The sequence below is a fragment of the Proteus columbae genome (assembly GCF_002777965.1).
GTDB classification, from domain to species: Bacteria; Pseudomonadota; Gammaproteobacteria; order Enterobacterales; family Enterobacteriaceae; genus Proteus; species Proteus columbae.
Map to the genome: position 1 here is coordinate 1 of NZ_NGVR01000025.1, position 23,978 is coordinate 23,978.

25 protein-coding genes are annotated in these 23,978 nt (G+C 39.5%); 5 read left to right on the forward strand and 20 right to left on the reverse strand.

What is annotated here, in order from left to right; all coding sequences use genetic code 11:
• Positions 1-107 precede the first annotated feature (107 nt).
• From CBE70_RS12830 to yihI, 5 genes are all read right to left on the reverse strand, one after another.
• On the reverse strand, positions 108-338 hold the full coding sequence (locus tag CBE70_RS12830) for a FeoC-like transcriptional regulator (RefSeq protein ID WP_100159654.1): 231 nt from the start codon (positions 336-338) through the stop codon (positions 108-110).
• Positions 339-357: 19 nt separating this feature from the next.
• Positions 358-2,685, reverse strand: coding sequence for a Fe(2+) transporter permease subunit FeoB (gene feoB, locus CBE70_RS12835; protein ID WP_100159655.1), 2,328 nt, complete (start codon positions 2,683-2,685; stop codon positions 358-360).
• A 48-nt stretch (positions 2,686-2,733) separates the two neighbouring features.
• Complete coding sequence (feoA, locus tag CBE70_RS12840) at positions 2,734-2,970, reverse strand: ferrous iron transporter A (RefSeq protein WP_036914344.1); 237 nt, start codon at positions 2,968-2,970, stop codon at positions 2,734-2,736.
• Between the two features lie 398 nt (positions 2,971-3,368).
• Complete coding sequence (locus CBE70_RS12845; RefSeq protein WP_100159656.1) at positions 3,369-4,814, reverse strand: DUF4026 domain-containing protein; 1,446 nt, start codon at positions 4,812-4,814, stop codon at positions 3,369-3,371.
• A gap of 225 nt (positions 4,815-5,039) precedes the next feature.
• Positions 5,040-5,537: a Der GTPase-activating protein YihI gene (gene yihI, locus CBE70_RS12850; RefSeq protein WP_100159657.1), complete on the reverse strand. Its 498-nt coding sequence runs from the start codon at positions 5,535-5,537 to the stop codon at positions 5,040-5,042.
• A 188-nt stretch (positions 5,538-5,725) separates the two neighbouring features.
• Here yihI and CBE70_RS12855 point away from each other — a divergent pair, with 188 nt between their 5' ends.
• On the forward strand, positions 5,726-7,198 hold the full coding sequence (locus CBE70_RS12855; protein WP_100159658.1) for a glycosyltransferase family 39 protein: 1,473 nt from the start codon (positions 5,726-5,728) through the stop codon (positions 7,196-7,198).
• Between the two features lie 2 nt (positions 7,199-7,200).
• Positions 7,201-7,749, forward strand: a complete 549-nt coding sequence (locus CBE70_RS12860; protein WP_100159659.1) for a GNAT family N-acetyltransferase — start codon at positions 7,201-7,203, stop codon at positions 7,747-7,749.
• A gap of 49 nt (positions 7,750-7,798) precedes the next feature.
• Here the strand turns inward: CBE70_RS12860 and CBE70_RS12865 are convergent, their stop codons facing one another.
• From CBE70_RS12865 to yefM, 4 genes are all read right to left on the reverse strand, one after another.
• Positions 7,799-8,110, reverse strand: coding sequence for a monooxygenase (locus tag CBE70_RS12865; RefSeq protein ID WP_100159660.1), 312 nt, complete (start codon positions 8,108-8,110; stop codon positions 7,799-7,801).
• Positions 8,111-8,190: 80 nt separating this feature from the next.
• On the reverse strand, positions 8,191-9,543 hold the full coding sequence (locus tag CBE70_RS12870) for an NCS2 family permease (RefSeq protein WP_157926011.1): 1,353 nt from the start codon (positions 9,541-9,543) through the stop codon (positions 8,191-8,193).
• Positions 9,544-9,706: 163 nt separating this feature from the next.
• The gene (locus CBE70_RS12875) at positions 9,707-9,961 is read right to left on the reverse strand and encodes a Txe/YoeB family addiction module toxin (protein ID WP_100159662.1); all 255 of its coding nucleotides are present in this window, start codon (positions 9,959-9,961) and stop codon (positions 9,707-9,709) included.
• Entirely contained in the window at positions 9,958-10,209 is a 252-nt protein-coding gene (yefM, locus tag CBE70_RS12880) for a YoeB-YefM toxin-antitoxin system antitoxin YefM (RefSeq protein WP_100159663.1), read from the reverse strand. Before yefM ends, CBE70_RS12875 begins: the two co-directional genes overlap by 4 nt.
• Positions 10,210-10,333: 124 nt before the next feature.
• Here yefM and CBE70_RS12885 point away from each other — a divergent pair, with 124 nt between their 5' ends.
• Positions 10,334-10,738, forward strand: coding sequence for a DUF1240 domain-containing protein (locus CBE70_RS12885; protein WP_100159664.1), 405 nt, complete (start codon positions 10,334-10,336; stop codon positions 10,736-10,738).
• A 2-nt stretch (positions 10,739-10,740) separates the two neighbouring features.
• Positions 10,741-11,145 carry a DUF1240 domain-containing protein gene (locus CBE70_RS12890; RefSeq protein WP_100159665.1) on the forward strand — a complete coding sequence of 135 codons (405 nt, stop codon included), beginning with the start codon at positions 10,741-10,743 and terminating at the stop codon, positions 11,143-11,145.
• Between the two features lie 66 nt (positions 11,146-11,211).
• Here CBE70_RS12890 and CBE70_RS12895 read toward each other — a convergent pair whose 3' ends face one another.
• The 11 genes from CBE70_RS12895 to greB all read right to left on the reverse strand — a co-directional run bounded on the left by CBE70_RS12895 (position 11,212) and on the right by greB (position 21,301).
• A complete protein-coding gene (locus CBE70_RS12895; protein ID WP_100159666.1) occupies positions 11,212-11,964 on the reverse strand; it encodes an amino acid ABC transporter permease in 753 nt (250 codons plus the stop codon).
• A 1-nt stretch (position 11,965) separates the two neighbouring features.
• The gene (locus CBE70_RS12900) at positions 11,966-12,703 is read right to left on the reverse strand and encodes an amino acid ABC transporter permease (RefSeq protein WP_100159667.1); all 738 of its coding nucleotides are present in this window, start codon (positions 12,701-12,703) and stop codon (positions 11,966-11,968) included.
• 104 nt (positions 12,704-12,807) lie between these two features.
• Complete coding sequence (locus CBE70_RS12905) at positions 12,808-13,647, reverse strand: ABC transporter substrate-binding protein (RefSeq protein WP_100159668.1); 840 nt, start codon at positions 13,645-13,647, stop codon at positions 12,808-12,810.
• A gap of 215 nt (positions 13,648-13,862) precedes the next feature.
• Entirely contained in the window at positions 13,863-14,597 is a 735-nt protein-coding gene (phoU, locus tag CBE70_RS12910; RefSeq protein WP_100159669.1) for a phosphate signaling complex protein PhoU, read from the reverse strand.
• A gap of 14 nt (positions 14,598-14,611) precedes the next feature.
• On the reverse strand, positions 14,612-15,388 hold the full coding sequence (gene pstB, locus CBE70_RS12915; RefSeq protein ID WP_006534565.1) for a phosphate ABC transporter ATP-binding protein PstB: 777 nt from the start codon (positions 15,386-15,388) through the stop codon (positions 14,612-14,614).
• 29 nt (positions 15,389-15,417) lie between these two features.
• Positions 15,418-16,320 carry a phosphate ABC transporter permease PstA gene (pstA, locus tag CBE70_RS12920; RefSeq protein WP_088494317.1) on the reverse strand — a complete coding sequence of 301 codons (903 nt, stop codon included), beginning with the start codon at positions 16,318-16,320 and terminating at the stop codon, positions 15,418-15,420.
• Between the two features lies 1 nt (position 16,321).
• Positions 16,322-17,281 (reverse strand): phosphate ABC transporter permease PstC, encoded by a 960-nt coding sequence (pstC, locus tag CBE70_RS12925; RefSeq protein WP_100159670.1) that lies wholly within the window; start codon positions 17,279-17,281, stop codon positions 16,322-16,324.
• A gap of 77 nt (positions 17,282-17,358) precedes the next feature.
• Complete coding sequence (gene pstS, locus CBE70_RS12930) at positions 17,359-18,399, reverse strand: phosphate ABC transporter substrate-binding protein PstS (RefSeq protein WP_100159671.1); 1,041 nt, start codon at positions 18,397-18,399, stop codon at positions 17,359-17,361.
• 213 nt (positions 18,400-18,612) lie between these two features.
• Positions 18,613-19,953, reverse strand: a complete 1,341-nt coding sequence (gene envZ, locus CBE70_RS12935; RefSeq protein WP_100159672.1) for a two-component system sensor histidine kinase EnvZ — start codon at positions 19,951-19,953, stop codon at positions 18,613-18,615.
• Complete coding sequence (gene ompR, locus CBE70_RS12940; RefSeq protein ID WP_023583230.1) at positions 19,950-20,672, reverse strand: osmolarity response regulator transcription factor OmpR; 723 nt, start codon at positions 20,670-20,672, stop codon at positions 19,950-19,952. Before ompR ends, envZ begins: the two co-directional genes overlap by 4 nt.
• Before the next feature lie 149 nt (positions 20,673-20,821).
• The gene (gene greB / locus CBE70_RS12945) at positions 20,822-21,301 is read right to left on the reverse strand and encodes a transcription elongation factor GreB (RefSeq protein WP_006534574.1); all 480 of its coding nucleotides are present in this window, start codon (positions 21,299-21,301) and stop codon (positions 20,822-20,824) included.
• Between the two features lie 181 nt (positions 21,302-21,482).
• On the opposite strand from greB, the gene CBE70_RS12950 reads away from it, so the two are divergent.
• On the forward strand, positions 21,483-23,822 hold the full coding sequence (locus CBE70_RS12950; RefSeq protein WP_100159673.1) for a Tex family protein: 2,340 nt from the start codon (positions 21,483-21,485) through the stop codon (positions 23,820-23,822).
• Positions 23,823-23,978: the final 156 nt, after the last annotated feature.

The following is a 23,978-nucleotide window of genomic DNA, read 5'->3' on the forward strand; positions in this document are numbered from 1 at the left end:
AAAGGACTGAGTCCAGTTCAATACCGAACTCAGTCTTTACCTAACTAATTTAAACTGTCCAATAAACTGGGGTCAGTTCAAAATAGGGGTTTGGTTTTTATCACGTATTAGCGTAATTGATAAAGCTTTGTCTGGCAGGCGGTTGCCTCTGGGCAACTTTTACAACTGCCTGTGAGGCAATCTTCTACATCCACCTCTTCAAGCTTACCCATCAATGTGAGCCGCTCTAACATTGCTTGCACCAAAGGTTCAGGCATATTGAGTTGATGGCTGATAAGACGGGCATCGGCTCGACCATTAAGGGCGATACAATCACGTACTTCTATCAGACTTGCCATCTTACTTTTCCTTTGTCACTTAGTGACAACTACCTTTTGAACAACATTGTTTAGCCAATGAAGGCTTATTGCTTAAGTTAATTGTTAAGCGACTACGCGCATTACGCAACAAGATAAATAAAATTAAGTTGAAGATAACCACGGCAGCAATGGTGATACCACTGCTTTGTGGATGTTCACTAAAGGTTGCCACTTGATAGAACAGGGCTGCCAATGAGTAAGCAATATTTAATCCCCAAAGAATAGAGAAAGTCATCCAGCCACGGCTTGTTTCACGGGCGATAGCGCCCATTACGGAAACGCAAGGTACATACAGTAAAACAAAGATTAAGTAGCTGTATGCGGCAATGCCTGAACCAAATTTAGCGCCCATGGTGCCCATGGTACCGGTATCCATTTCGCCATCACCTTTGCTTGCTTCAATTGGATTAGAAAGCGCAGCTAGAGTGAAGGTTTCTTTTAAGCTATCCCATGTTTCACCAAAAGCGTCACCAATTTCGCCCCAAAGGTCGAATTCTTCAGGATCAAAAGGTTCATTGGTAATACTTTCTGCGGTATAGAGGGTATTTAATGTTCCCACTACCACTTCTTTCGCCATTGCACCAGTGACTAAACCAACCGTTGCTTGCCAGTTATCATTGTCAACACCAATAGGTTGCAGTAATGGTGTGATCACCTTACTGACAGAAGCTAATGCAGAATCATTGATGTTATCCGCAGGTTTACCTGAGAAGGTAAAGCTGTTTAACGCACCAATAAACATACTGGCAATAATAATGACTTTACCCGCTCGTACCACGAAGCCTTTCAGACGTTGCCATGTTTGTAACAGTAAGGTTTTAACGTGAGGAACGTGATAAACCGGCAGTTCCATCACAAAAGGTGAGGCTTCACCGCGCATAATGGTGTGTTTTAACAACAAACCAGTAAGAATAGCAACCACAATACCTAAAAGATAAAGTGAGAAAACAACGCTTGCGCCGTTTTTACCAAAGAAAGCTGCCGCAAATACCGCAAAGATAGCTAAACGCGCACCGCAGGACATAAACGGTGCCATCAATACGGTGATCAATCGCTCTCTTGGTGCATCCAGTGTACGCGCACCCATAATAGAAGGAACGTTACAACCAAAGCCAACAATGAGAGGAACAAAAGATTTACCCGGTAAGCCGAGTGCCTGCATTAATCTATCCATCACAAATGCAGCTCGTGCCATATAACCAGAGTCTTCAAGGATAGATAAGAACAGGTACATCATCCCGATTTGTGGCACTAATGGAAGTACCGTATTAATACCACCACCGATACCTTGAGCAAGGAAAATGGTCAGCCACTCAGGGAAGTTAAAGGTTGCGCCAATCCATTGAATACCATGGATAAAGATAGCTTCAGAGCCACCTTCAAAAGCAGGTTGTAATGCACCACCAATGTTAATTGCTAGAACGAACATTAAATACATAACAAACAGGAAGATAGGTACGCCTAACCAACGGTTTAATATCACTTTATCGATATTTTGTGTCAAAACATTCGGCTTAATGGACTCCATATTAATCACAGCGTGGCAGATGCGTTCAATATTTTGATAACGGGCATCAGCAATGACTAATTCAGGCTCATTATTGTGTTCGTCCTGAATACGTTGACGAATGGTTTTGATATCTTCTGTCGTGACTTGGGCGCGTTGATGGGTATAGATATCCCCTTCTAAACACTGTAATGCCATCCAACGACGTTGCTGTAAATTAAACTCATCATGGTTAATTTTTTCAGCTAATGCTTCGACTTCATTAAGTAACCATATTGGATAAGAGGTCAGTAATTCTTGTGGTTTTTTCTTTTCAGCAGGGAAGGTATCAATGGCTTCTTTGAGTTTATCAATCCCCGATGCTTTGGTTGAAACCATTGGAATAACAGGGCAACCCAGTTGCTCTGAAAGTGCCTTGATATCAATTTGCATATCTTGGTGTTCAGCAATATCAAGCATGTTTAATGCCACGATACACGGAATACCAAGCTCAAGCAGTTGCAATGTCAGATAGAGGTTACGCTCAAGATTTGATGCATCAACCACGTTAATCAGCATGTCTGCTTCATTACTTAAAATAAAATGGCAGGCAATTTGCTCATCAAGCGATGTTTGTTCTGAGATTGTCGTTAAAGAGTAAGTTCCGGGTAAATCGACGAGCTCAATTTTATGATTTGCAGTTGTGAAACGACCAACTTTGCGTTCGACCGTTACACCTGCCCAGTTACCCACACGCTGGCGAGAGCCTGTTAACTGATTAAAGAGTGTTGTTTTACCGGCATTGGGATTACCGATAAGGCCTATAGTGAGAGGAGTCATAATAGTGATGCCAATAGTTGTCTTGCCTGGTTGAATGAGAAATAACGATTATTTTTCGTTATGAACCACTTCGCTAAGATTAATGAGTGCGAGATCTTTTTTTCTCAAAATTAGGGATACTCGGTGTGTTTCTATTTGAATAGGATCACCCAATGGAGCGATACGAATAACGTTAAACACAGCGCCAGGTAACATACCTAAAGATAATAATTTCTGTCTGTATGCAGGGCTAATCTGAGGTGAGTAGCTCAAGATTTTATAACTGTGATTTGGGATCAGAGACATAATCGTCCTTCCACGAATATTGATACAAAAAACAATGATACTGATAAGTATTAACGTGTATGAGAATTCACATAATAATAGTCAGGTTAATTATAATAAATATTTTTAATGCTAATGAGAATTATAATTATCCTTATTGGGTATAATTTAGCCTAGTCTACGCGTATCTGCACTTGATTTAAATCAATCAGAGAAAAGATATTGAGATGAAAATGGACTGTTTACCTTATCTGTTACTAGACAAAAACAGAATGTGAAGGATTGAAATGTCAGTGTAGCAACAAAATAACAATCAACTAATGATATTAACGGTTCACAATATAAAAGTAGATTTCAAGAATATGAAGATCGCGAGCTTAAGTGAAAAGCTCGCGTTGTTATTGTGAAATACCTGCTAATTAGTGAGTTTGCTGGTGGCTAAAAAGTTGGTAAATATTGTTAGGGGTATAACTATCATCTTCGTATGAAACAACCCAATCAGTGATTAATGCGGTGTTGATAGGATAGATTTCACCTTCTTGCATATCCTCAACATAAAAAGGCACGTTGAGTAATTTTGCATAAACCGTGTCTCCATCACGAGATTGTGGCACAAACCACATATGCTCTAGCTCTTTTTCTTCCTCTTCACCATAAGGAATGCCGAACTTGATCATAAACTGCCACGGGTTCTCGGTTTCTTCGGGTTTGTCTTTTCCTAATAACTTGGAGAGAAAACCGCTTTTTTTCTCAACAGGTGGTTGATTGTAGTTATCAAACATAGAAACGAAGTATTCCCAACGTCGCTTGGCTTTTTCAGACATCTCATAAGTTTCTTCATTGCTACGCAGTAGCATCATCGCTTGTTGCTCTTCATAACCTTTAAAGAAGGTTTCTAAAACAGGATTTTCTTCATTGGTTCTAAATAGCATAGACGAAGGATGTTGATGATATTCATCACGATCGGCTAAATCACCCAAGAAAACGCCGTTTGGTGCACCTTGCGTGTCATAACGCATCTCTTCTAAAGGTCTAAGGTTTTCGAGAGGTGTTGCTTGATTAATATGGCGGATACCTTCTTCAAAAGGTAATGCGACAAGATACTCTAAGCCTGATGATGTTTGACCACAAAGCATCGGTTCACCAAATTCAATTTGGCGATGATTAATACTGTTGTTAACAAAGCAGCGGAAGAGATCAGGAATACCATAGTAAGATTCAAGCATACTTGGGATCACTAAATCGACTTCTGTTAAGCCACAACGCGCTAATCCATGAGTATGGAACCAGAACATGGTTGGTGGATCATTTTCTGTGTCATAGACAGCATGAATAACATATAAGCTTTCTACTTCAGGATAGAGATCGGGTGTTTCTAATTGGAAGCGGATCCACTCAGGTGTTAATGCTTTACCTGCCGCAGATTCATCTAACGCTAAGACCATTTCAGGTGCGATGATATTAAGAAAATTCAGTTGATGGCGATAGCTTGCTAAAGGATGCAAGGTTTCAGTAAAAAGTGTTTCTAATAATAAATCTTGAGTTGTCGCATTCGCATGCGCGAGTAGTTGTGGTGTAAGCTCGTCAGTCGAATACATTGGACGTATTTCGTAATCTTCATCACGAGGATAAAGACAGACAAAAAAATGTAACTCGTCGTCACCATGTTGGCAACGATAGAAAAAACCATCGTCAATATTTTCACTTAGATAATTTATCTCACCATCAGTGTAATCAGTCTGTTCTTCTAGGCGTTGTTCAATAAGTGCATAGTTTAGTGGCTGTGCAGGGAAGGCCACTATACGAGAGGGCACTTTTTCTCCTTGCCCGGCTGCGATATCTAAGTACTGCTGTCTGTTATCCATATTTTTTATCACTCGTATATTAAAGATAGAAAAATAGGATATCAGGGATAACCAGAGAGGAATAGATGGAGTTATCTGAGCTTGAGAGGGTTATTTAATCTATTGTTAATAATCAGTATTAATGAAAAGTAAAACAGAGATCGAGCTATAAAAAATAACGGATATCAATAAGTTATTGATATCCGTTAGATGTAAGGTAATAAAGGTAAATGATTAGCCTTTTGATTATTTACCTTTCAGTAATTGCATGATGTCTTCAGTTTTTTCTTCATCGTCATCATCTTCAAACTCAATACCTAGCTCAACCATTAATTCGTCAATGCGATCAAGGGTTTTCTCAGTATAAGCCTGTTCTTCTGCATTGAGTTTTTCACCGTTTTCAAGACGAGACAGTAGTTCATCTAAACGTGCATCGTTTTCTAATAGGTCTAACTCTTGCTCTGGTGTTAAACGAACTGGTTTTACTTTAACTGGCGCAGGTTTTTTCTTCGCAACTTTTGGTGCATCGCCCACAATCAGAGGGATCGGTTTTTTACTACCAATACGTGGATCTTTCGGCGCTGTATTGTTCGCTTGCTGTTTGTTTTCCGCTTCCTGCTGACGGTTACCGGCAGGATTGCCACGGTGTTTCTTTTGACGTTTACGTTCACGTCCTTCCGCGTTCAGCTCTTCACGCGATTTCTTACGTGCTTTAGCTGCGGGCTTTCTTTTAATCATATTCATAATGGTAACTCGATAGTGATCTTCTTGGTTGCGCAATCTATCAGAAACAAATTTTCAATAAAAGCGCAAATTTAAGACAATTTAATTTTTGCTCACGTACAATGTGCGGTTCATTTCACTATACTTTACTGTGTTGTGGCGTCAATTAACGACTAAATTAAATTAATTAACTTAAATTTCTATTTATTATGACATTATCATCTACACAATTACGTAAACCAGTATATTGGTGGGTTATTGGTTATGCGACCCTTTGGATCTTAGTGAGTTATCTTTTTGACCCTACTGTGCCTTATGATGCCGTTGAGGCTGTCAATTGGGGCACTAACGGAGGGTGGGGTTCCCCCAAAAATCCTTGGTTTGTGGGTTTTATAATGACACCCGCTATTTATGGCGGTATCGATTTTAGCTTTTATTGGTATTTTATCCACTTTATTGTCATTGCTGTTGGGCTACTAGGTGTTTGGAACTTAGCCTACAAGTTGACACAAAATACTAACCTAGCTTGGTTTGCTATGTTGGCGCTTAATTTATCTGGCGTTATCAACTTTGATATTATCCCTTATAACGATAACTATATTCTAGTTGGTTGTTGGGCATGGGCGTTCTATTTTTTCCTTTGTGCCATTAATGACAATCAAAAATATTGGATTGGCTTCGCGATTACGATGGGTATTGCCACAATGGGGAAATATTCATCATTAGCTTTTATTGGTTCTGTGTTTTTATCAAGCCTTTTTGTTCCTAAAGTTCGAGCAAGTTATCGCTCTCCTTATTTCTATTTAGCATTAGCTATTTGGCTTGCTTTTGTTATTCCTAATTTTATTTGGTTATGGCAAACCGATTTTGCAGCGTTTAAATGGGTCGACTCACAAATTGAAAACCGTTTTAATTTACGTACAACTCGCGCTGCGCTGACCGTTTTTTACCCTGTGATTTTAATGTGGGGAATTTTACGTTTTTATGGTGGACGTGTAAGTTGGTCTGCTTCTAAAGATAGCCAATTACTCAATTTTATTTTGCTGTTTCCATTAACGATTATTTTTATTTGGTTTAGTTTTCATGAAGGGGGTCGTATTAGCGAGTGGCTACAACCCTTTATGTCTATTGCAACTGCGCTTTTTGTCGGCTCAATTAGTGTAATGCCTAAACGTTCATTACGTGGTGCACTGTATGGTTTAGGTGTTTTCGGTATGTTGGTTGTTTCTGGTTATACTGTCGTTCAAGCAGCTAATGTGCGTAATGCAGGTCAAAAATTTATTGGCGTAAAAACCTTTGTGCAAGATGTTGAACAAGCTTGGCATCAGCATTATCACACGCCACTTGCGTATGTGGGTGGCGAGTATATGCATGAATGGGTAACTTTTTATGGCAAAGATAGACCATTATCTTCGCAGCCTTGGGTGTTAGAAGAGAATGTGCAACCTCCTAATATTTATAATCGACATATCACACTTCAACAATTAGAAGAAAAAGGCGTCGTATTGGTGAGTGAAGTTGGCTATTACTGTGAAAAAGCACATTTTGATGAAGGATTAAAGCACTGGCCGAGTTTAAAAATAGCCGATACTCAAGAGATAATGTTTCGTGCTGAACCAGATGCCATTACCGAGCCGGTTTGTATTGCTTTTGTGGCTCCAAAAACACATAAGGAAAAGTAGAGATGCGTTACGCTGATATTCAGGTTGAAACAGAAAGATTGAGATTGCGCCCTTTTGAAATGGGGGATGCTGAAAATTGGTTTAAGATCATGAGTTCACCTGAAGTGACGCGCTACTGGAGCCATCTCCCTTGGCAATCACTGCAAGAAGCGCAGGAAGATATCATTCAAGATATCACGCATATGGAAAGAAAAGAGTATCTGCGCTTAGCAGTGATAGATAAAACAACAAATGCGCTTATGGGTATGTGTGTTTTCTTTAATCATTACCCTAATTCACGACGTGGCGAAATAGGGTATTGCCTTGATACGGCTTATCAAGGCAAAGGTGTTATGAAAGAAGCTATGGTTGCGTTTATTGAGTATCTTCAAACACATCTATCTGTTCGCCGTTTAGAAGCCGATATCCACCCAGATAATAAAGCATCAGCTGCGTTGTTAGCGAAATTAGGTTTTGAACAAGAAGGATATCTTAAACAGCGTTGGATAGTCGGTGATGAAGTCTCTGATTCTGCTATTTTTGGTTTGTTATTGCCCACAAAAGTAGAGTAATTGCAGAAAATAGAAAGGCACAAGTGATATATAACACTTGTGCTTTTAGCTACTTAGCCAAAAAAGAGGCTTGATTTTTTAAGCTTAACGCCTGATTTACTGCAAATATATCGCCACGTACTTCTGGAATACCAAAAGATTTTAATCGAGCACTATGTTTATCTAAATAAGCTTGAGCGTTTTCTTTTGAATCAAAAAGATAAATACCTCCCGCTTTTTGTGTTTCTTTATTTTCAGTCCAAATTTTCCAAATAAAGCCAGGCTCTTGGTTGATTGATGCAGATAATGCATCCATTGCTTGTGTCATTTCATCACCGAAAGGGCCATGATACGGAAAATCTACTTGTAGAAGCACGTGCATAATCACCTCTTTTTTTATAAAAAACGGCACTTTATTGGTGCCGTTTTGTCATTATCATAATGATCTTAATTTATTGAGTGTTAGAATAAATTATTCAAATCAATAACATGAGTATCTATAAGTAATATTTTTAAAATAAACAGCAGTGAAACAATCACAACACATAGGTTAATTTCTTTCCAGCGGAATGTACCCACTTTCATCACACAATAGGCAATAAAACCAAGCGCAATACCTTCGGTAATTGAGAAGCTAAATGGCATCATTACCGCGGTGATAAAGGCTGGAACAGATTCTGTTAAGTCATCCCATTTCACGCGCGTTAAACTGGATGTCATTAATACACCGACATAAATTAAAGCGCCAGCCGTTGCGTAGCTTGGCACCATGCCTGCAAGTGGTGATAAGAAGATCGCGAGTAAGAAAAGAATACCGACAACAACCGCAGTTAAACCAGTACGACCGCCAACAGAAACCCCTGAAGTACTTTCGATAAAGGCTGTGACAGAAGATGTCCCCATTGCCGAGCCTGCAACAGAGCTTAAGCTATCGACATATAATGCTTGTTTCATGCGTGGAAACTTGCCTTTGTCATCAGTTAAACCTGCTTTATCAGTGACGCCAATTAAAGTGCCTGATGAGTCAAATAAGTTAACCAACATAAAGGCAAAAATTACACCAGAAAGGCCGATATCTAACGCGCCGACAATATCCACTTTACCAACAACAGTGGTGATAGAAGGAGGCATTGCAAAGATACCTTGATATTGAACATCCCCTAAGAGAAGACCAATGACAGTGGTGATAACAATTGAGATAAGAATTGCGGCATGAATATTACGAGCGGCAAGAATGGCGATAATAAAAAAGCCTAATGCACCTAATAACACGTTATGAGAGGCAAAATTACCAATAGTGACGATGGTATCGTTGTTAGGAATAATAATACCGGAGTTTTTTAGCCCCATCATGGCGATAAACAGCCCGATACCACTGGTAATACCAACACGTAAACTTAGTGGAATGTGGGCAATTATCCAATAACGAATACGAAAGAGTGTTAGTAAAAATAGCCCTACTGCACCCCAGAAAATCGCACCCATAGCGACTTCCCATGAATAGCCCATTGCGCCAACAACGACAAAGGCAAAGAAAGCGTTTAGACCCATTGCAGGGGCAACCGCAATAGGTAAATTTGCCACTAGTCCCATTAAAATACTACCAAAAGCCGCAATTAAGCAGGTCGTCACGAAGACGGCTTTGATATCCATATTGGCAGCAGCGAGGATTTGAGGGTTAACGAAGATAATATAAACCATCGTTAAGAAAGTCGTGATACCCGCAATCAGTTCAGTGCGAGCGTTTGTACCGTGTTCTTGTAGCTTAAACACTCGTTGGAGCAAACCCTGTGAATCAGAATTTGGTGATGACATGCTCATAGACAAAAGATCCCAAAAAAAATGTTTTTCGCTTTATCCTACACAAATAAAACCAGAACTGCACCTAAAAAAGTAATCGATTGCGTAAGGAGTTAAACATGAAGCCGAAAAATAAATTGAGATCCTTTAGCGATAAAGTTGGATACTTGTGAGGGATTTAATAATGGTATCGGCATGATGCAATTTCTATAGCGGAATCTGTAACACGATAGATAAGTCGATGTTCATCAGTGATCCGTCTTGACCAAAACCCAGTTAAATTATGCTTTAATGGTTCTGGTTTACCTATTCCGCTAAATGGTGTTCTTTTTATATCTTTTATGAGTTCGTTAATGCGTTTAATTATTTTCTTGTCTATTTGTTGCCAATAAAGATAATCACTCCATGATTGCTCAGAAAAAATTAATTTCATTCCTTTATATCCTTTTCTATACCTTTACCTTGGTTCAGTTCATCAATTGAATCGAGCAAATGACGAGCATTCGCGGGAGATCGTAACAGATAAGCTGTCTCTTCTAGTGCTTGGTATTCATCAAGAGATAAAAGAACACATGGAATACCCTTTTGTCTAGTGATCATGATGGGTACTCTATCATCAATTGTTTCATTCATAATTGAAGTTAAGTTCTGCCTTGCTTCTGTATAATTTATCGTTTTCATCTTATTATCCAGTGAGTTGTATCTATTTTGGTTGAATTATACACAATTTAGTGATTTAAGTACAGAAATAAGTACTTAATGATATACGCGGAGATTTTTTTAGGAATAGAAAAGGAGATAGGGAATGTCAGGTAAAAATATCATAACGATAATCTATGTAGTTTCAGGCTTTTTGTTCGTTGTTTTCTCTATTGAGCTATTTATTTCAATAGAAAGTTATATTCATTATTTTTCTCTCGCTGAAGAGATTAGATCCTCATTCAAAATATCTGTTTTTTTATTTACGGTACCTGCAGTTTTTTATCTTCTCTATTTATTGGTTTTTCCACCATCCAAAAAGAGGACAATAAAAGGAAGTAAAAAAATAATGCTCTCTTTTCTCTTATTTTTTATTTTTGGTGTTTTTTTTAGCTTTTTCTTTTCTCACTATGTTGAAAAAGATCTGCTTTCTAAAGGTTATTTTATTTGTGAGAAAAGCACTTTTACAGAATCTAATCTCTATGTTAGATCATTAAATAGGTGTCATTAATTATGGATATTGAAACTAAAGATAAAATATATTTAATTTCGTTTATTTTTATCCCTCTCTTTCTTTTCTGTGTTTTTTCCTCATTAGGAGATTATGCTAATTATTTTTTTCTAGCAGAAAAAATAGATTTTTCTTTTGTCACTGCAAGTATACCTTTTCTATCACCTTTTTTTTGTTATCTATTTTACCTATTGCTGATGTCCGCTATAAAAGAAAAAATAATAAAAATTAATAACAAATTTGCGATAGTCACCATGTTAATCTTCATTTTTGGTATTCCATTTGGCATTTTTTTTAATCTTTATGTGAGATACGATCTTGTCTCTCAGGGATATTTTATTTGTAAAAAGGGACCTTCAGCTAAATCAAATACTTATGTGGTATCACCAAAGCTATGTCGTTATTAGTATAAATTTGGTTTTGTTTAAATTAAACATAATAAAGAGGCTAAATTTCTTTAGCCTCTTATATTATTAACTTAAACTTTTTGCAGTGAAGTATTTTTTTCTAAACGGTAACACCATTTGCCAAAAAGAGCGTTTCTCTTTTTGTGTCGAGAATAATTTAGCTACTCTATTTGCAATAATCTCTAATGAGAAACAGAGAATAAAATAGATAAAAGCCACAAATAGAAAGACTTCCATTGGATAAACCATGCTGCGATTATTAACTTGTGTTGCTAAGAAAGAGAGTTCACCCACACCCACAACATAAGCTAAAGAGGTATCTTTGATTAAGGCTATCCATTGATTAATAAATGAAGGTACCATCATTCGCAATGCTTGAGGTAATACGATGTACCACAACACTTGCCAGCGGTTAAATCCTAAAGATAAGCCAGCCTGCCATTGCCCTTTGCCAATCGCTAAAATACCCGCTTTGACACCATGCGCAATATAAGATGATGTAATTAAAGCGAGTGCACAAATGACTGTGGTGATTTCAGGTATTTCCATTCCCAATACAACGGGCAATAGAAAATAGACCCAAAATATCAACATAATGACGGGAATAGCACGGAAAAAGCCTAAAAAAGCCGCAAAAAGGTTAACCCAAACACCTCTGAGCATTGCCAGCGCAATACCACCTAATGTGCCTAAAATAATAGATGCAATACCAGCAATGATACTGATAAAGACGGTTAGCGCGGCACCTTCTAAAGGCCCGTCAGGATAAGTACCAAAGAGTAAGTACTGCCAGTTATCAGCAATAACAGTAAAGTCCATATTAATACCCTTGTGCTAATTTACGTTGCTGATGCCATTGTCCCCAAGCTTCCATTAAGGCTATTGCCGCAATATAAAGAATGGTTGCGACACCAAAGGCTTCAAAGGTACGTAATGATTCTGTTTCGACTTGTCTTGATGCATAAGAAAGCTCCGCAACACCAATAGCCATAGTCAGTGATGAGTTTTTTATCACATTCATGTATTGACCCAGTAAAGGCGGCAGAGCAATACGAAAAGCTTGAGGTAAAATCACATAACGCATAGATTGCCACTGTGTTAAGCCGAGAGCTAAAGAGGCATATTTTTGCCCTTGCTTAACACCTTGAATGCCGGCTCTTAGCTCTTCGGCAATAAATGGCGTTGAATAAAATGTCAGACCCACAATGCCAGCTAAAAACTCAAAAGAAGGCCAAGCAAGCGTTATACCTAAGAATACAATCTCATGAGGTGTGTTTAACCATATCATGGCGCTTTGTGGCAGAATTTCTCCTGATGCGAAATACCAAAAGAATAGCTGAACTAACAATGGAGTATTACGAAACAGTGAAGTATAAGCTGTGGCTAACCAGCGTAATGGTGCAAAAGCGCTATCTCTTGCAGCACTAAGGGCGAAGCTCATTAATGTTGCAATGACAATAGTCCAAAAAGAGATAAGCAAGGTGATTAGAAAACCGCTCCAGAGCCAGCTTAAATAGTGTGGCTCAAGAAGGTAATGTGAAAGAAATTGCTCAAACATATAATAGACCTATTGTAGACACCAAACCCCGCAGAAGCGGGGTAGGTGTTTTAATAAAGGAATAACTTTGTTTTTAAAAGAAGAAAGTTATTACGCTTTAAGGATCAAGATTGTGGTGTTTGCTCTGATAATGGGGCAAATTTAAAGTCGCCACGAGGTTGTGCTGATTTTGTTTCAGGACCAAACCAACGATTGTAGATCTCGTCTGCTTTGCCTTCTTTTTCCAATCTTAATAGCGTTTTATTGATTTCATTAATTAAACGCTCTTCACCTTTAGCTGCTGCAACAGCTTGGTATTCACGTGTAATGCTAAATGATGACACTTCAAAGTCTGCTTTAATGGCATCAGGAAGATTTGCTAATAAACCCACTAATTTTGCATCATCTTGTGTGATAGCTTGTACGTTACCGTTACGTAATGCAGCGAAAGCGAGTGGTGTATCGTCATAAGAGATAACTTTGGTATCAGGATAGCGTTCACGTAAAGTGATTTCTTGAACGGTACCTTTATCGGCACCAATACGCAGTGAGTGAATTTGTTCTGGATTAGTTAAAACGCCTTTACGTGCAATAAATTTTTGTCCGGTTGCAAAGTAAGGAACAGAAAAGTCAACTTGCTTAGCGCGTTCATCGGTAATGGTGAAGTTAGCTGCGATTAAATCGACTTTCTTAGAACTTAAAAGTGGAATACGGTTTGCTGGGTTTGTTGGACGTAGTTCCAGTTTTACACCTAAATCGTTGGCGATCTCATTGGCGATATCAGCATCATAACCTGCGAGTTTTTTGGTTTGAGGATCAATAAATCCAAAAGGAGGATTGCTATCAAAAATCGCGATACGTACTACACCTGCTTTTTTTATATCATCGAGTTTATCTGCTTTTGCAATACCAGAGAAAAGCACCGAGCCTGCAATTAATGCGGTTGCCAAAACACGTAATTTCATTATTCACCCCAAAGAAAAGAATTATCATCGTTATGTTGGATATCACGCTATCAAGTTGATCTAAGTTCATAAAATAATAAAAATTGATATGGATATGCTTTTAAGGAATAAGGTGAGAAAAAGCGTTGAGCTAGAATGGTATTAATTTATGAGTGAATAAAAAAAACAGCGACATAAGCGCCGCTGTTTTGAAAAGAAGAAAAAGAGAGAGAAATTTATTTAGAGGTGTTGTTGTCGTCACTTTTTGTGAGCATTTTTTCTACTTGGTCGCCCCCTAAATGGCGGAAATCATGACCTTTTACGTAATAGAAAATAAACTCACAAATGTTCTGGCAACGGTCGCCAATGCGTTCAATTGAACGCGCACAAAATAGTGCGGTTAGCACACTTGGAATGGTGCGAGGATCTTCCATCATGTAAGTCATTAATTGACGGACGATACCCTCATATTCGTTATCAATTTTAGCGTCTTCACGATAGATGCGTACAGCTTCATCCAAATCCATACGCGCAAACGCATCAAGAACATCATGAAGCATTTGTATGGCATGTTGACCTAAAGATTCTAAGCTTACGAGCAGAGGTTGATGCTGGTGTGAAAACTTTTCAAGCGCCGTTTTACAGATTTTTTCAGCAACATCACCAATACGTTCTAGCTCAGCGATTGTTTTTGATATCGCCATAATTAAACGTAAGTCACTTGCTGTTGGTTGGCGTTTAGCAATTATTCGCATACACGCATCATCAATGGCGACTTCCATCATATTGACGTTATGGTCACCTTGAATAACCTCATTTGCCAATGCTTGGTCTTGATTATGCATTGCTGTAATGGCTTTTTTCAGTTGCTCTTCAACAAGCCCACCCATAACCATTAACTCGGTACGGATATGCTCTAACTCAGCATTAAATTGACCAGAAATATGCTTATTGTGATTTAAATTATCCATTTATTGCCTCGTTATCAGCCATAACGCCCAGTGATGTAATCTTCAGTTTGTTTTTTCGCAGGACGCGTAAATAACGTATCCGTATCGCTAAATTCAATTAACTCACCTAAATACATAAATGCAGTGTAATCAGAACAACGTGCCGCTTGTTGCATGTTATGGGTCACGATAACCACGGTATATTCTGATTTGAGTTCGCTAATCAGCTCCTCAATACGACCAGTAGAGATAGGGTCGAGAGCAGAACAAGGTTCATCCAGTAATAAAACTTCAGGACGGATTGCGATACCACGAGCGATGCATAAACGCTGTTGCTGACCACCAGAGAGACTATATCCACTCTGGTGTAATTTATCTTTGGTTTCGTTCCATAATGCGGCTTTAGTCAACGCCCACTGAACACGTTCGTCCATATCAGCGCGAGACAATTTTTCAAATAAGCGCACACCAAAGGCAATATTGTCATAAATAGACATCGGGAATGGTGTTGGTTTTTGGAATACCATCCCAACTTTGGCGCGTAATAGGGCGATATCTTGCTTATCTGTCAGGATATTGTTGCCATCTAACAGAATTTCACCTTCGGCACGTTGTTCGCCATAAAGCTCATACATTTTATTAAAAGTACGCAGTAAGGTCGATTTACCACAGCCAGAAGGGCCGATAAATGCAGTTACCTTATTTTTGGCAATATCTAAAGAGATATTTTTCAGCGCATGGAATTTACCGTAGTAGAAGTTCAAATCACGAACTTGAATTTTATTTCCTGCGTTATCATTAGCCATAATCATTCAACGTCTCTCTTGCTTAACTTTCTGCGTTAACCGTGCTTGCGTTTAGCAAACAGCACGCGCGCAATAATATTAATAAATAGAACACAGAGGGTGATAAGTAATACGCCAGCCCAAGCAAGCTCTTGCCATTGTGCAAAAGGACTCATGGCGAACTTAAAGATAGTGACAGGTAAGTTAGCTATCGGTTCGTTTAAGTCTGTGCTCCAGAATTGATTTGATAGTGAAGTAAATAACAGTGGTGCAGTTTCACCGGCAATACGTGCAATCGCTAATAAAACACCTGTGATAATGCCTGATACCGAGGCTTTTAAGGTGATTTTAGAGATCATCTTCCACTTTGGTGTGCCTAGTGCGTAAGCGGCTTCACGTAAGCTATCTGGTACTAACTTCAACATATTTTCAGTGGTACGAATCACGATAGGAATTTGCAGTAACGCTAATGCGATAATTCCAGCCCATCCTGAAAAGTGCTGCATCTGTGCAACAACAATGGTGTAGACAAAGAGTCCGACAACGATGGATGGTGCTGACAGCAAAATATCGTTAATAAAACGTGTAGTTTCAGCAAGCCATGAACGACGACCATATTCAGCAAGATAAATCCCTGCAAGAATACCTAACGGTGTTCCAATCACTGTCGCCCATAAAATCAGTAATCCACTACCGACAATGGCGTTCGCCAATCCACCACCATCAGTATTTGGCGGAGGTGTCATTTCAGTAAAAAGTGCAAGTGACATGCCATCAAAGCCTTTGGTGAACGTAGAGAATAAAATCCACGTTAACCAGAAAAGACCAAATGCCATAGTAGAGACAGATAAAAACAGTGCGATACGGTTTTTTTGACGACGCCAAAGCTGGCGTTTATGGCGTACACGCAGTTCGTTTTCTGTTTGAACTTGTAATGAAGAAGAGGATGTTTTTGACATATCAGCGCGCTCCTTCATTTTTTGCTAAACGTAATGTCATAAACTTAGAAATCGCAAGGACGATAAAGGTGATGACAAACAGGATAAGCCCTAATTCCATTAATGCCGCAGTATGTAACCCTGTTTCTGCTTCTGCAAATTCATTGGCTAATGCAGAGGTAATACTGTTACCTGGCATAAACAGTGATGCAGAATCTAATTGGTAGGTATTACCGATGATAAAGGTTACCGCCATGGTTTCACCTAAGGCGCGACCTAATCCCAGCATCACTCCACCAATAACCCCATTACGGGTATAAGGTAGAACGATATTCCAAATCACTTCCCAGGTTGTACAGCCGATGCCATATGCAGATTCTTTCATCATAACAGGCGTCTGTTCAAATACATCGCGCATGACAGATGCGATATAAGGAATGATCATGATAGCAAGGATAACCCCTGCTGCCAGAATACCAATACCAAAAGCGGGACCAGAGAAAAGCTCGCCAACGATAGGAATGGAAGAAAGCACATTGCCTACTGGCTCTTGGAAATAGGTTGCAAAGAGTGGTGCGAAGACAAATAGTCCCCACATACCATAAACAATACTTGGAATAGCGGCGAGTAACTCAATAGCGATACCTAACGGGCGTTTTAACCAATTAGGGGCTAATTCAGTTAAGAAAAGAGCGATACCAAAGCTGACAGGAACAGCAATAACCAGTGCGATGACTGAGGTAACAATGGTGCCGTAAATAGGCACTAGTGCACCAAATTCCTGAGCCGGAGGATCCCACTCTTTCGACCATAAGAATGAAAGGCCGAATTGTTGAATGCTTGGCCATGAGGCGAAAATCAGTGAAACAATGATACCTGTTAAAAGCAAAAGCGTAATCAACGCAGCTAGACGAACCAGTGCGCTGAAAATAACGTCCCCTCGTTTACTAGGGGCCTTTATTACCGTTGTGTGCTCGGCCATAAAGCCTCTTTTAATTTATTACCCCCTGTTTTAGCAGGGGGTGAACGTTAACTTATCTCTTAATGGTTGCCGTTTTATTAGTAAATCGGTTTACCATTACTGTCTTTGATGCTTGTTTTCCACGCTGCACGAATTTGTTCTACAACTTCGGTTGGCAATACGGCGTAATCTAGGTTTTTCGCTTCTTGATTACCTTTGTCGTAAGCCCAGTTGAAGAAATTCAGCACCTCTTTACCTTTTTCTGCATTTTGCTGTTTCTGATGCACTAAGATAAAGGTGGTTGAAGTAATCGGCCATGCGTTTTCACCTTTCTGGTTAGTCAGGTCTTGTGCAAAGCTTTTGCTCCAATCAATTTTTCTTGCCGCAGCACTGAAACTGTCAGCTGTTGGTGCGATTACTTCGCCGTCAGCTGTGACTAATTTAGTATAAGCAAGATTATTTTGTTTCGCGTAAGCATATTCAACATAACCAATTGAACCAGGTACACGTTGAACGAATGCAGCGATACCATCATTCCCTTTTCCACCTAAGCCTGTCGGCCATTTAACGGTAGAGCCAGCGCCAACTTCATCTTTCCATGCGCTATTAACTTTTGATAAGTAACTAGTGAAAACGAAAGATGTTCCTGAACCATCAGCACGACGAATAACCGCAATATTTTGCTCTGGTAATTTTACGCCTGGATTAAGTTTAGTGATGGCAGGGTCGTTCCATTTTTGGATCTTGCCTAGATAGATATTACCGATAGTGTCGCCATCTAAGGTCAGTTCACCTGATTTGATACCAGGAATATTTACTGCCATAACAACGCCACCAATCACGGTAGGGAATTGGAATAAACCGTCAGCTTGTAATTTTTCATCTGCTAATGGCGCATCAGAAGCACCAAAATCAACAGTATTTGCAATGATTTGTTTAACACCACCAGAGGAGCCAATGCCTTGGTAGTTAATTTTGTTACCCGTTTCTTTCTGATAGGAATCTGCCCATTTAGCATAAACTGGGGCAGGGAACGTTGCGCCAGCACCAGTCAGCGAGGTCGTTGCCTGCGCAGAAAGAGCGGTCATTGAAAACGCAGCGGCAATGACACTAGTCAGGGTGGTACGCATCAGTTTCATAATCCCTCCTGTGGGATAGGTAGAATAATTTTCGACATCTATCAACTTCGGTTACGGTACGCACAGACAATAGGTCAGTTTGATGACAATTAAATGTCTTAATTGTGACAGTTTTATGACAAAGCGAAAAAATGATGAAATATTTATAGGAGGAGAGAAATTAGAATGGGAATGGTGTAATAAAATACACTTCAATACTTGAAATAGAGTGGACTAATCATCCTCATCTTCGCGTTCTTTTAATGGGAAGTTAGCTCGAATTAATAATCCGCCTTTAACGCTATCATCAAGTTCAACATAGCCACCGTGGGCATCCATGATACGGCGAATAATGGATAATCCTAAACCCGCACCTGTTGAGCTGCGTGCTTGTTCACCTTGAACAAAAGGTTGGAAAAGGCGTTGTCTATCTTCTAGTGGAATGCCGGGGCCATCATCTTCAACTTGGAACCAAGCATATTCTTCATTTTTTCCACTTGAAACACTTATCCAGCCATTGCCATAGCGAGTGGCATTTACAACCATATTGGCAAGTGCTCGTTTTACAGCAATAGGGTTAGCTGTGATATTAATGGGTTCAGGATGAAGATGCTCTTCACTAATTTTTCCGGAATTAGATTCAGCTGAAATGACTTCTTGTAATAGATTATTCATATCACACAGTTCTAAAGACATTTCTTTACCAGTGCGCATATAGTCTAAGAATTGCCCAATAATAGCATCACAGTCTTCGATGTCTTTATTGATAGAATCTGCAAGGTAACTATCTTCGGGGCTCATCATTTCAGTTGCTAGACGAATTCGCGTCAGTGGTGTACGTAAGTCATGGCTAACACCAGCCATAACCAGCGTTCTATCATTATCCAGTGAGCGAATTCCTGATGACATCTGGTTAAAGGCACGAATAATTGAGCGCATTTCAGAAGAGCCAGATTCAGGAATAGGAGGAGGAATAACGCCTTTTCCGATGCGACGGGCAGCGTACTCGACTTCATTGAGTGGGCGATTTTGAAAACGGCTATAAAGCCAGAAAAAAGCGACAACGATAATAATAAAAATAATCGCTTGTCGGTAAACTGGCAGTAAGAAGTTTTGCCCTAATTCAGTGAGTGGAACACGGATCCAAAGTGAGGGAGACATATGCGTATTAACCCATAACACAGGGTATTCTAGCGTATTTTCAATCCAGATCTCTGTTTTTCCTCCCAGATGTTCAGACATCTGCTCACTTAAGTCGTCATCGATTTTTGCCCAATGAAGCCCTTCTTCAACTGCGGCATCTTTATCAAAAAAAGAGATACCGAGTTCGTTATAAATTTTATTGCGTAAAGCAGGAGAGATTTTAAGTGGGGTGCCATCAACTAAAATAAGCTCTTCAGGCATTAATGTGCGTATTTCATACGCTAAAACTTTATTAAATTGCTGAAGGCTTGGCCCTACAATAAGGTGCTGCACAACGATATAACTGGCTATCAAGCTAAAAAAAAGTAGCGAGATAACCAGAAATAACGAGCGTGTCAGTTTATTGTGGGGTGAAAGCCTCAGCCTTCTCATTGAACGCTGGTTCCATCAGGAACGAAAACGTAACCAAGTCCCCAAACTGTTTGAATATAGCGAGGATGTGTTGGATCCTCTTCAATCATGCGACGTAAACGTGAAATTTGGACATCGATTGAACGCTCCATTGCACTGTATTCACGACCACGAGCAAGGCTCATTAATTTATCACGAGAAAGTGGTTCACGAGGGTGAGATACCAGTACTTTCAGTACAGCGAATTCACCACTTGTCAAAGGCATATGCTCTTCTTCGTGGAACATTTCACGAGTACCAAGGTTTAGCTTGAACTTACCAAAAGAGATAATGGCGTTATCTTGTGAAGGAGCGCCCGGCAATTCATTTGCTTGACGACGAAGAACTGCGCGAATACGTGCCAGTAATTCTCTTGGATTGAAGGGTTTTGAGATGTAATCATCAGCACCGATTTCAAGTCCGACAATTCTATCAACCTCTTCCCCTTTTGCAGTAACCATAATAATAGGGATAGGGTTGTTTTGGCTTCTTAAGCGACGGCAAATAGATAAGCCATCTTCACCAGGAAGCATTAAATCGAGCACAATAAGATGGATAGATTCGCGAGTGAGCAGACGATCCATCTGATCAGCGTTTGCAGCAGTACGGATTTGAAAACCCTGCTCTGTCAAATAGCGCTCTAAGAGTGAACGCAGACGTAAATCATCATCCACGATTAGCACTTTATAACTTTCTTGCATTTTTTAAGCTCCCGAAGTGCAAATGCTTTTATTAGCGAATTCTATCATTGATAAGAATATTAAACCAAAACCAAAGAATAAATGTTAATAATTTATAGATAAAACTTGTTCATTAGCCCTAGCGAAGGGGATAAAACTATTTATTTATCTTATTCCGAATGATATTTGATAGATAATACGCAGTAATTAACTTCACCACCTGGTGTCTGCACGCTAATTTCATCATCAACTTGCTTACCAATAAGCGCTCTGGCAACAGGAGAATCAATAGAAATCCACTGTTTTGCTGGATCAAATTCATCGGGACCTACAAGCCTAAAGGTTTTGACATTTTCGTCATCATCTTCAAGCGTGACCCAAGCACCAAAATAGACTTTTCCTTCTTGGCGAGGATCTGGGTCAACGATTTTTAGTTCATCAAGACGTTTTGATAAAAAACGAACACGTCTATCAATTTCACGTAATCGCTTCTTTCCATAAATATATTCAGCATTTTCTGAACGGTCACCTTGAGCCGCTGCTTCTGAAACCGATTGTGTGACACGAGGGCGCTCTTCTTTCCAAAGATATTTTAGCTCTTTGTCTAAGGCATACCAGCCATCACGAGTAATATAGTTACTTTTTGCCATTACGAATAAAAACTATCATCAACATTGAATTTCATAAAGGTACTATAGCGTGAATGTTAAAATAATCTGTTAATTTCCTCATAATTGTCGAGCTAGATAGGAAATTTGCCAAATTTTTTTAATGCTCTGCGTGTATAATAGCCATCTTTTTTAACTATTCCTCTCGGTAGGTAAATATTTTATGAATGAATCATTAAGCCGAATTATTGCAGATGAGCTCTCTGTTAAGCCCCAGCAAGTCCTTTCGGCTATAACGTTACTGGATGAAGGGAATACGGTGCCATTTGTTGCCCGTTATCGTAAAGAGGTCACAGGCGGATTAGATGATACGCAATTACGTCAATTAGAAACTCGCCTCGGTTACTTACGGGAACTCAACGATCGCCGCCAAACAATTTTAAAATCAATTGAAGAACAAGGGAAACTGACACCAGAACTGCGTTCTTCAATTAATGAAACTCAAAGTAAAACAGAACTTGAAGATCTCTATCTTCCTTATAAGCCTAAGCGCCGTACTCGTGGTCAAATTGCGATTGAAAATGGATTAGAACCCTTAGCAGATTTACTGTGGAATGAACCACAAAATAATCCAGAAGAAGCAGCGGCTGCTTATATCAACACAGAAAAAGGTGTTGATGATACGAAAGCCGCTTTAGATGGTGCGCGTTATATTTTAATGGAGCGTTTTTCAGAAGATGCCGGATTATTGGCGAAAGTTCGTCAATATCTATGGAAAAATGCGCACCTTGTTGCCAAAGTGATTGAAGGTAAAGAAGCTGAAGGCGCGAAGTTTAGTGATTATTTTGATCACCATGAGCCTATTGCTAATGTACCCTCTCACCGCGCATTAGCTATGTTTCGTGGTCGAAATGAAGGAGTTCTTCAATTATCGCTTAATCCCGACCCACAATTTGAAGAAGCACCGAAAGAGAGCTACGGTGAACAACTGGTTACAGAGCATTTAGGATTACGTTTAAATAATCAACCCGCAGATAGCTGGCGTAAAGCCGTTGTAAGCTGGACTTGGCGCATAAAAGTTTTAATGCATATTGAAACAGAACTCATGAGCCAATTACGAGAAAAAGCGGAAGAAGAAGCGATTAATGTTTTTGCTCGTAACCTTAATGATCTATTGATGGCAGCACCTGCCGGCATGCGTGCCACAATGGGGCTTGATCCTGGTTTACGTACTGGTGTTAAAGTTGCGGTTGTTGATAGCACGGGTAAATTAATTGCCACAGATACAATTTATCCACATACAGGACAAGCAGATAAAGCGGCAGCAAGTGTAGCAGCGTTATGTATTAAGCATAATGTTGAGTTGGTCGCGATTGGTAATGGTACGGCTTCTCGTGAAACAGAGCGCTTTTTTGCTGAAACAGTAAAACGCTATCCAGAAGTGAAAGCACAAAAAGTGATTGTTAGTGAAGCAGGGGCATCAGTGTATTCAGCATCAGAGCTTGCGGCTAATGAATTCCCTGATTTAGATGTTTCTATCCGTGGTGCGGTTTCTATCGCGCGTCGCTTACAAGATCCTCTGGCTGAACTTGTGAAAATTGATCCTAAATCAATTGGTGTTGGTCAATATCAGCATGATGTTAGCCAAACATTATTAGCAAGAAAACTTGATACTGTTGTTGAGGACTGTGTGAATGGCGTTGGTGTTGATTTAAATACAGCATCAGTACCGTTATTAACGCGTGTTGCAGGGCTTAGCCACTCTATTGCTCAAAATATTATTAGCTGGCGCGATGAAAACGGTCGTTTTGTTGATAGGAAACAGTTACTCAAAGTGGCACGTTTAGGACCAAAAGCTTTTGAACAATGTGCTGGTTTCCTACGTATTCGAGATGGTAAAAACCCGCTTGATGCCTCAACGGTTCACCCTGAAGCATATCCTGTTGTTGAAAATATCCTGCAATCTACCCATCAAAAAATTGATGATTTAATGGGTAATAGCGCTTTAATTTCACAAGTGGATGCAAGAGCATTTATTACGGAGCAGTTTGGTCTGCCAACAATTAATGACATCTTAAAAGAGTTAGCAAAACCGGGGCGCGACCCACGTCCAGAGTTTAAAACAGCGACCTTTGCTGAAGGTGTTGAAACGATGAATGACTTAGTGAGTGGCATGATCCTTGAAGGAACTGTAACTAATGTGACTAATTTCGGTGCATTCGTTGATATTGGTGTACATCAAGATGGCTTGGTTCATATATCTTCTTTAGCAGATCGATTTATTGAAGATCCACATACTGTGGTGAAAACCGGAGATATTGTTAAAGTCAAAGTTCTTGAGGTTGATTTAGCTCGTAAGCGCATCGCACTGACTATGCGTTTAGATGAAGTCGCGGGTGATAGTGATAAAAAACCATCATCATCAAATACCACGAATTCTGCTAGAAATAACAAAGGGCAAAAACCAGCTCGTAATAACCGCCAGTCAATGAATAATGGTAATAATGCAGGCAATAGTGCAATGGGTGATGCTTTAGCCGCCGCATTTGGAAAAAAACGCTAATAGTGTATTTATTGCCGCCGCATTCGTTGGTAAAAAGAACGAAAATCATGAGCGTGATATAGCCAATATTGGTTATATCACGTTTTTTATGACACATTATTTAGATGTTGTTTTAGATAAAGAACTTTATAAGAGCTAATTAAATAGCCAAGTAAT

Bases quoted from the DNA above. Each gene is read 5' to 3' on its own strand.
- CBE70_RS12830 (WP_100159654.1), bottom strand. From the start codon at position 338: ATGGCAAGTCTGATAGAAGTACGTGATTGTATCGCCCTTAATGGTCGA.
- feoB (WP_100159655.1), bottom strand. From the start codon at position 2,685: ATGACTCCTCTCACTATAGGCCTTATCGGTAATCCCAATGCCGGTAAA.
- feoA (WP_036914344.1), bottom strand. From the start codon at position 2,970: ATGTCTCTGATCCCAAATCACAGTTATAAAATCTTGAGCTACTCACCT.
- CBE70_RS12845 (WP_100159656.1), bottom strand. From the start codon at position 4,814: ATGGATAACAGACAGCAGTACTTAGATATCGCAGCCGGGCAAGGAGAA.
- yihI (WP_100159657.1), bottom strand. From the start codon at position 5,537: ATGAATATGATTAAAAGAAAGCCCGCAGCTAAAGCACGTAAGAAATCG.
- CBE70_RS12855 (WP_100159658.1), top strand. From the start codon at position 5,726: ATGACATTATCATCTACACAATTACGTAAACCAGTATATTGGTGGGTT.
- CBE70_RS12860 (WP_100159659.1), top strand. From the start codon at position 7,201: ATGCGTTACGCTGATATTCAGGTTGAAACAGAAAGATTGAGATTGCGC.
- CBE70_RS12865 (WP_100159660.1), bottom strand. From the start codon at position 8,110: ATGCACGTGCTTCTACAAGTAGATTTTCCGTATCATGGCCCTTTCGGT.
- CBE70_RS12870 (WP_157926011.1), bottom strand. From the start codon at position 9,543: ATGTCATCACCAAATTCTGATTCACAGGGTTTGCTCCAACGAGTGTTT.
- CBE70_RS12875 (WP_100159662.1), bottom strand. From the start codon at position 9,961: ATGAAATTAATTTTTTCTGAGCAATCATGGAGTGATTATCTTTATTGG.
- yefM (WP_100159663.1), bottom strand. From the start codon at position 10,209: ATGAAAACGATAAATTATACAGAAGCAAGGCAGAACTTAACTTCAATT.
- CBE70_RS12885 (WP_100159664.1), top strand. From the start codon at position 10,334: ATGTCAGGTAAAAATATCATAACGATAATCTATGTAGTTTCAGGCTTT.
- CBE70_RS12890 (WP_100159665.1), top strand. From the start codon at position 10,741: ATGGATATTGAAACTAAAGATAAAATATATTTAATTTCGTTTATTTTT.
- CBE70_RS12895 (WP_100159666.1), bottom strand. From the start codon at position 11,964: ATGGACTTTACTGTTATTGCTGATAACTGGCAGTACTTACTCTTTGGT.
- CBE70_RS12900 (WP_100159667.1), bottom strand. From the start codon at position 12,703: ATGTTTGAGCAATTTCTTTCACATTACCTTCTTGAGCCACACTATTTA.
- CBE70_RS12905 (WP_100159668.1), bottom strand. From the start codon at position 13,647: ATGAAATTACGTGTTTTGGCAACCGCATTAATTGCAGGCTCGGTGCTT.
- phoU (WP_100159669.1), bottom strand. From the start codon at position 14,597: ATGGATAATTTAAATCACAATAAGCATATTTCTGGTCAATTTAATGCT.
- pstB (WP_006534565.1), bottom strand. From the start codon at position 15,388: ATGATTATGGCTAATGATAACGCAGGAAATAAAATTCAAGTTCGTGAT.
- pstA (WP_088494317.1), bottom strand. From the start codon at position 16,320: ATGTCAAAAACATCCTCTTCTTCATTACAAGTTCAAACAGAAAACGAA.
- pstC (WP_100159670.1), bottom strand. From the start codon at position 17,281: ATGGCCGAGCACACAACGGTAATAAAGGCCCCTAGTAAACGAGGGGAC.
- pstS (WP_100159671.1), bottom strand. From the start codon at position 18,399: ATGAAACTGATGCGTACCACCCTGACTAGTGTCATTGCCGCTGCGTTT.
- envZ (WP_100159672.1), bottom strand. From the start codon at position 19,953: ATGAGAAGGCTGAGGCTTTCACCCCACAATAAACTGACACGCTCGTTA.
- ompR (WP_023583230.1), bottom strand. From the start codon at position 20,672: ATGCAAGAAAGTTATAAAGTGCTAATCGTGGATGATGATTTACGTCTG.
- greB (WP_006534574.1), bottom strand. From the start codon at position 21,301: ATGGCAAAAAGTAACTATATTACTCGTGATGGCTGGTATGCCTTAGAC.
- CBE70_RS12950 (WP_100159673.1), top strand. From the start codon at position 21,483: ATGAATGAATCATTAAGCCGAATTATTGCAGATGAGCTCTCTGTTAAG.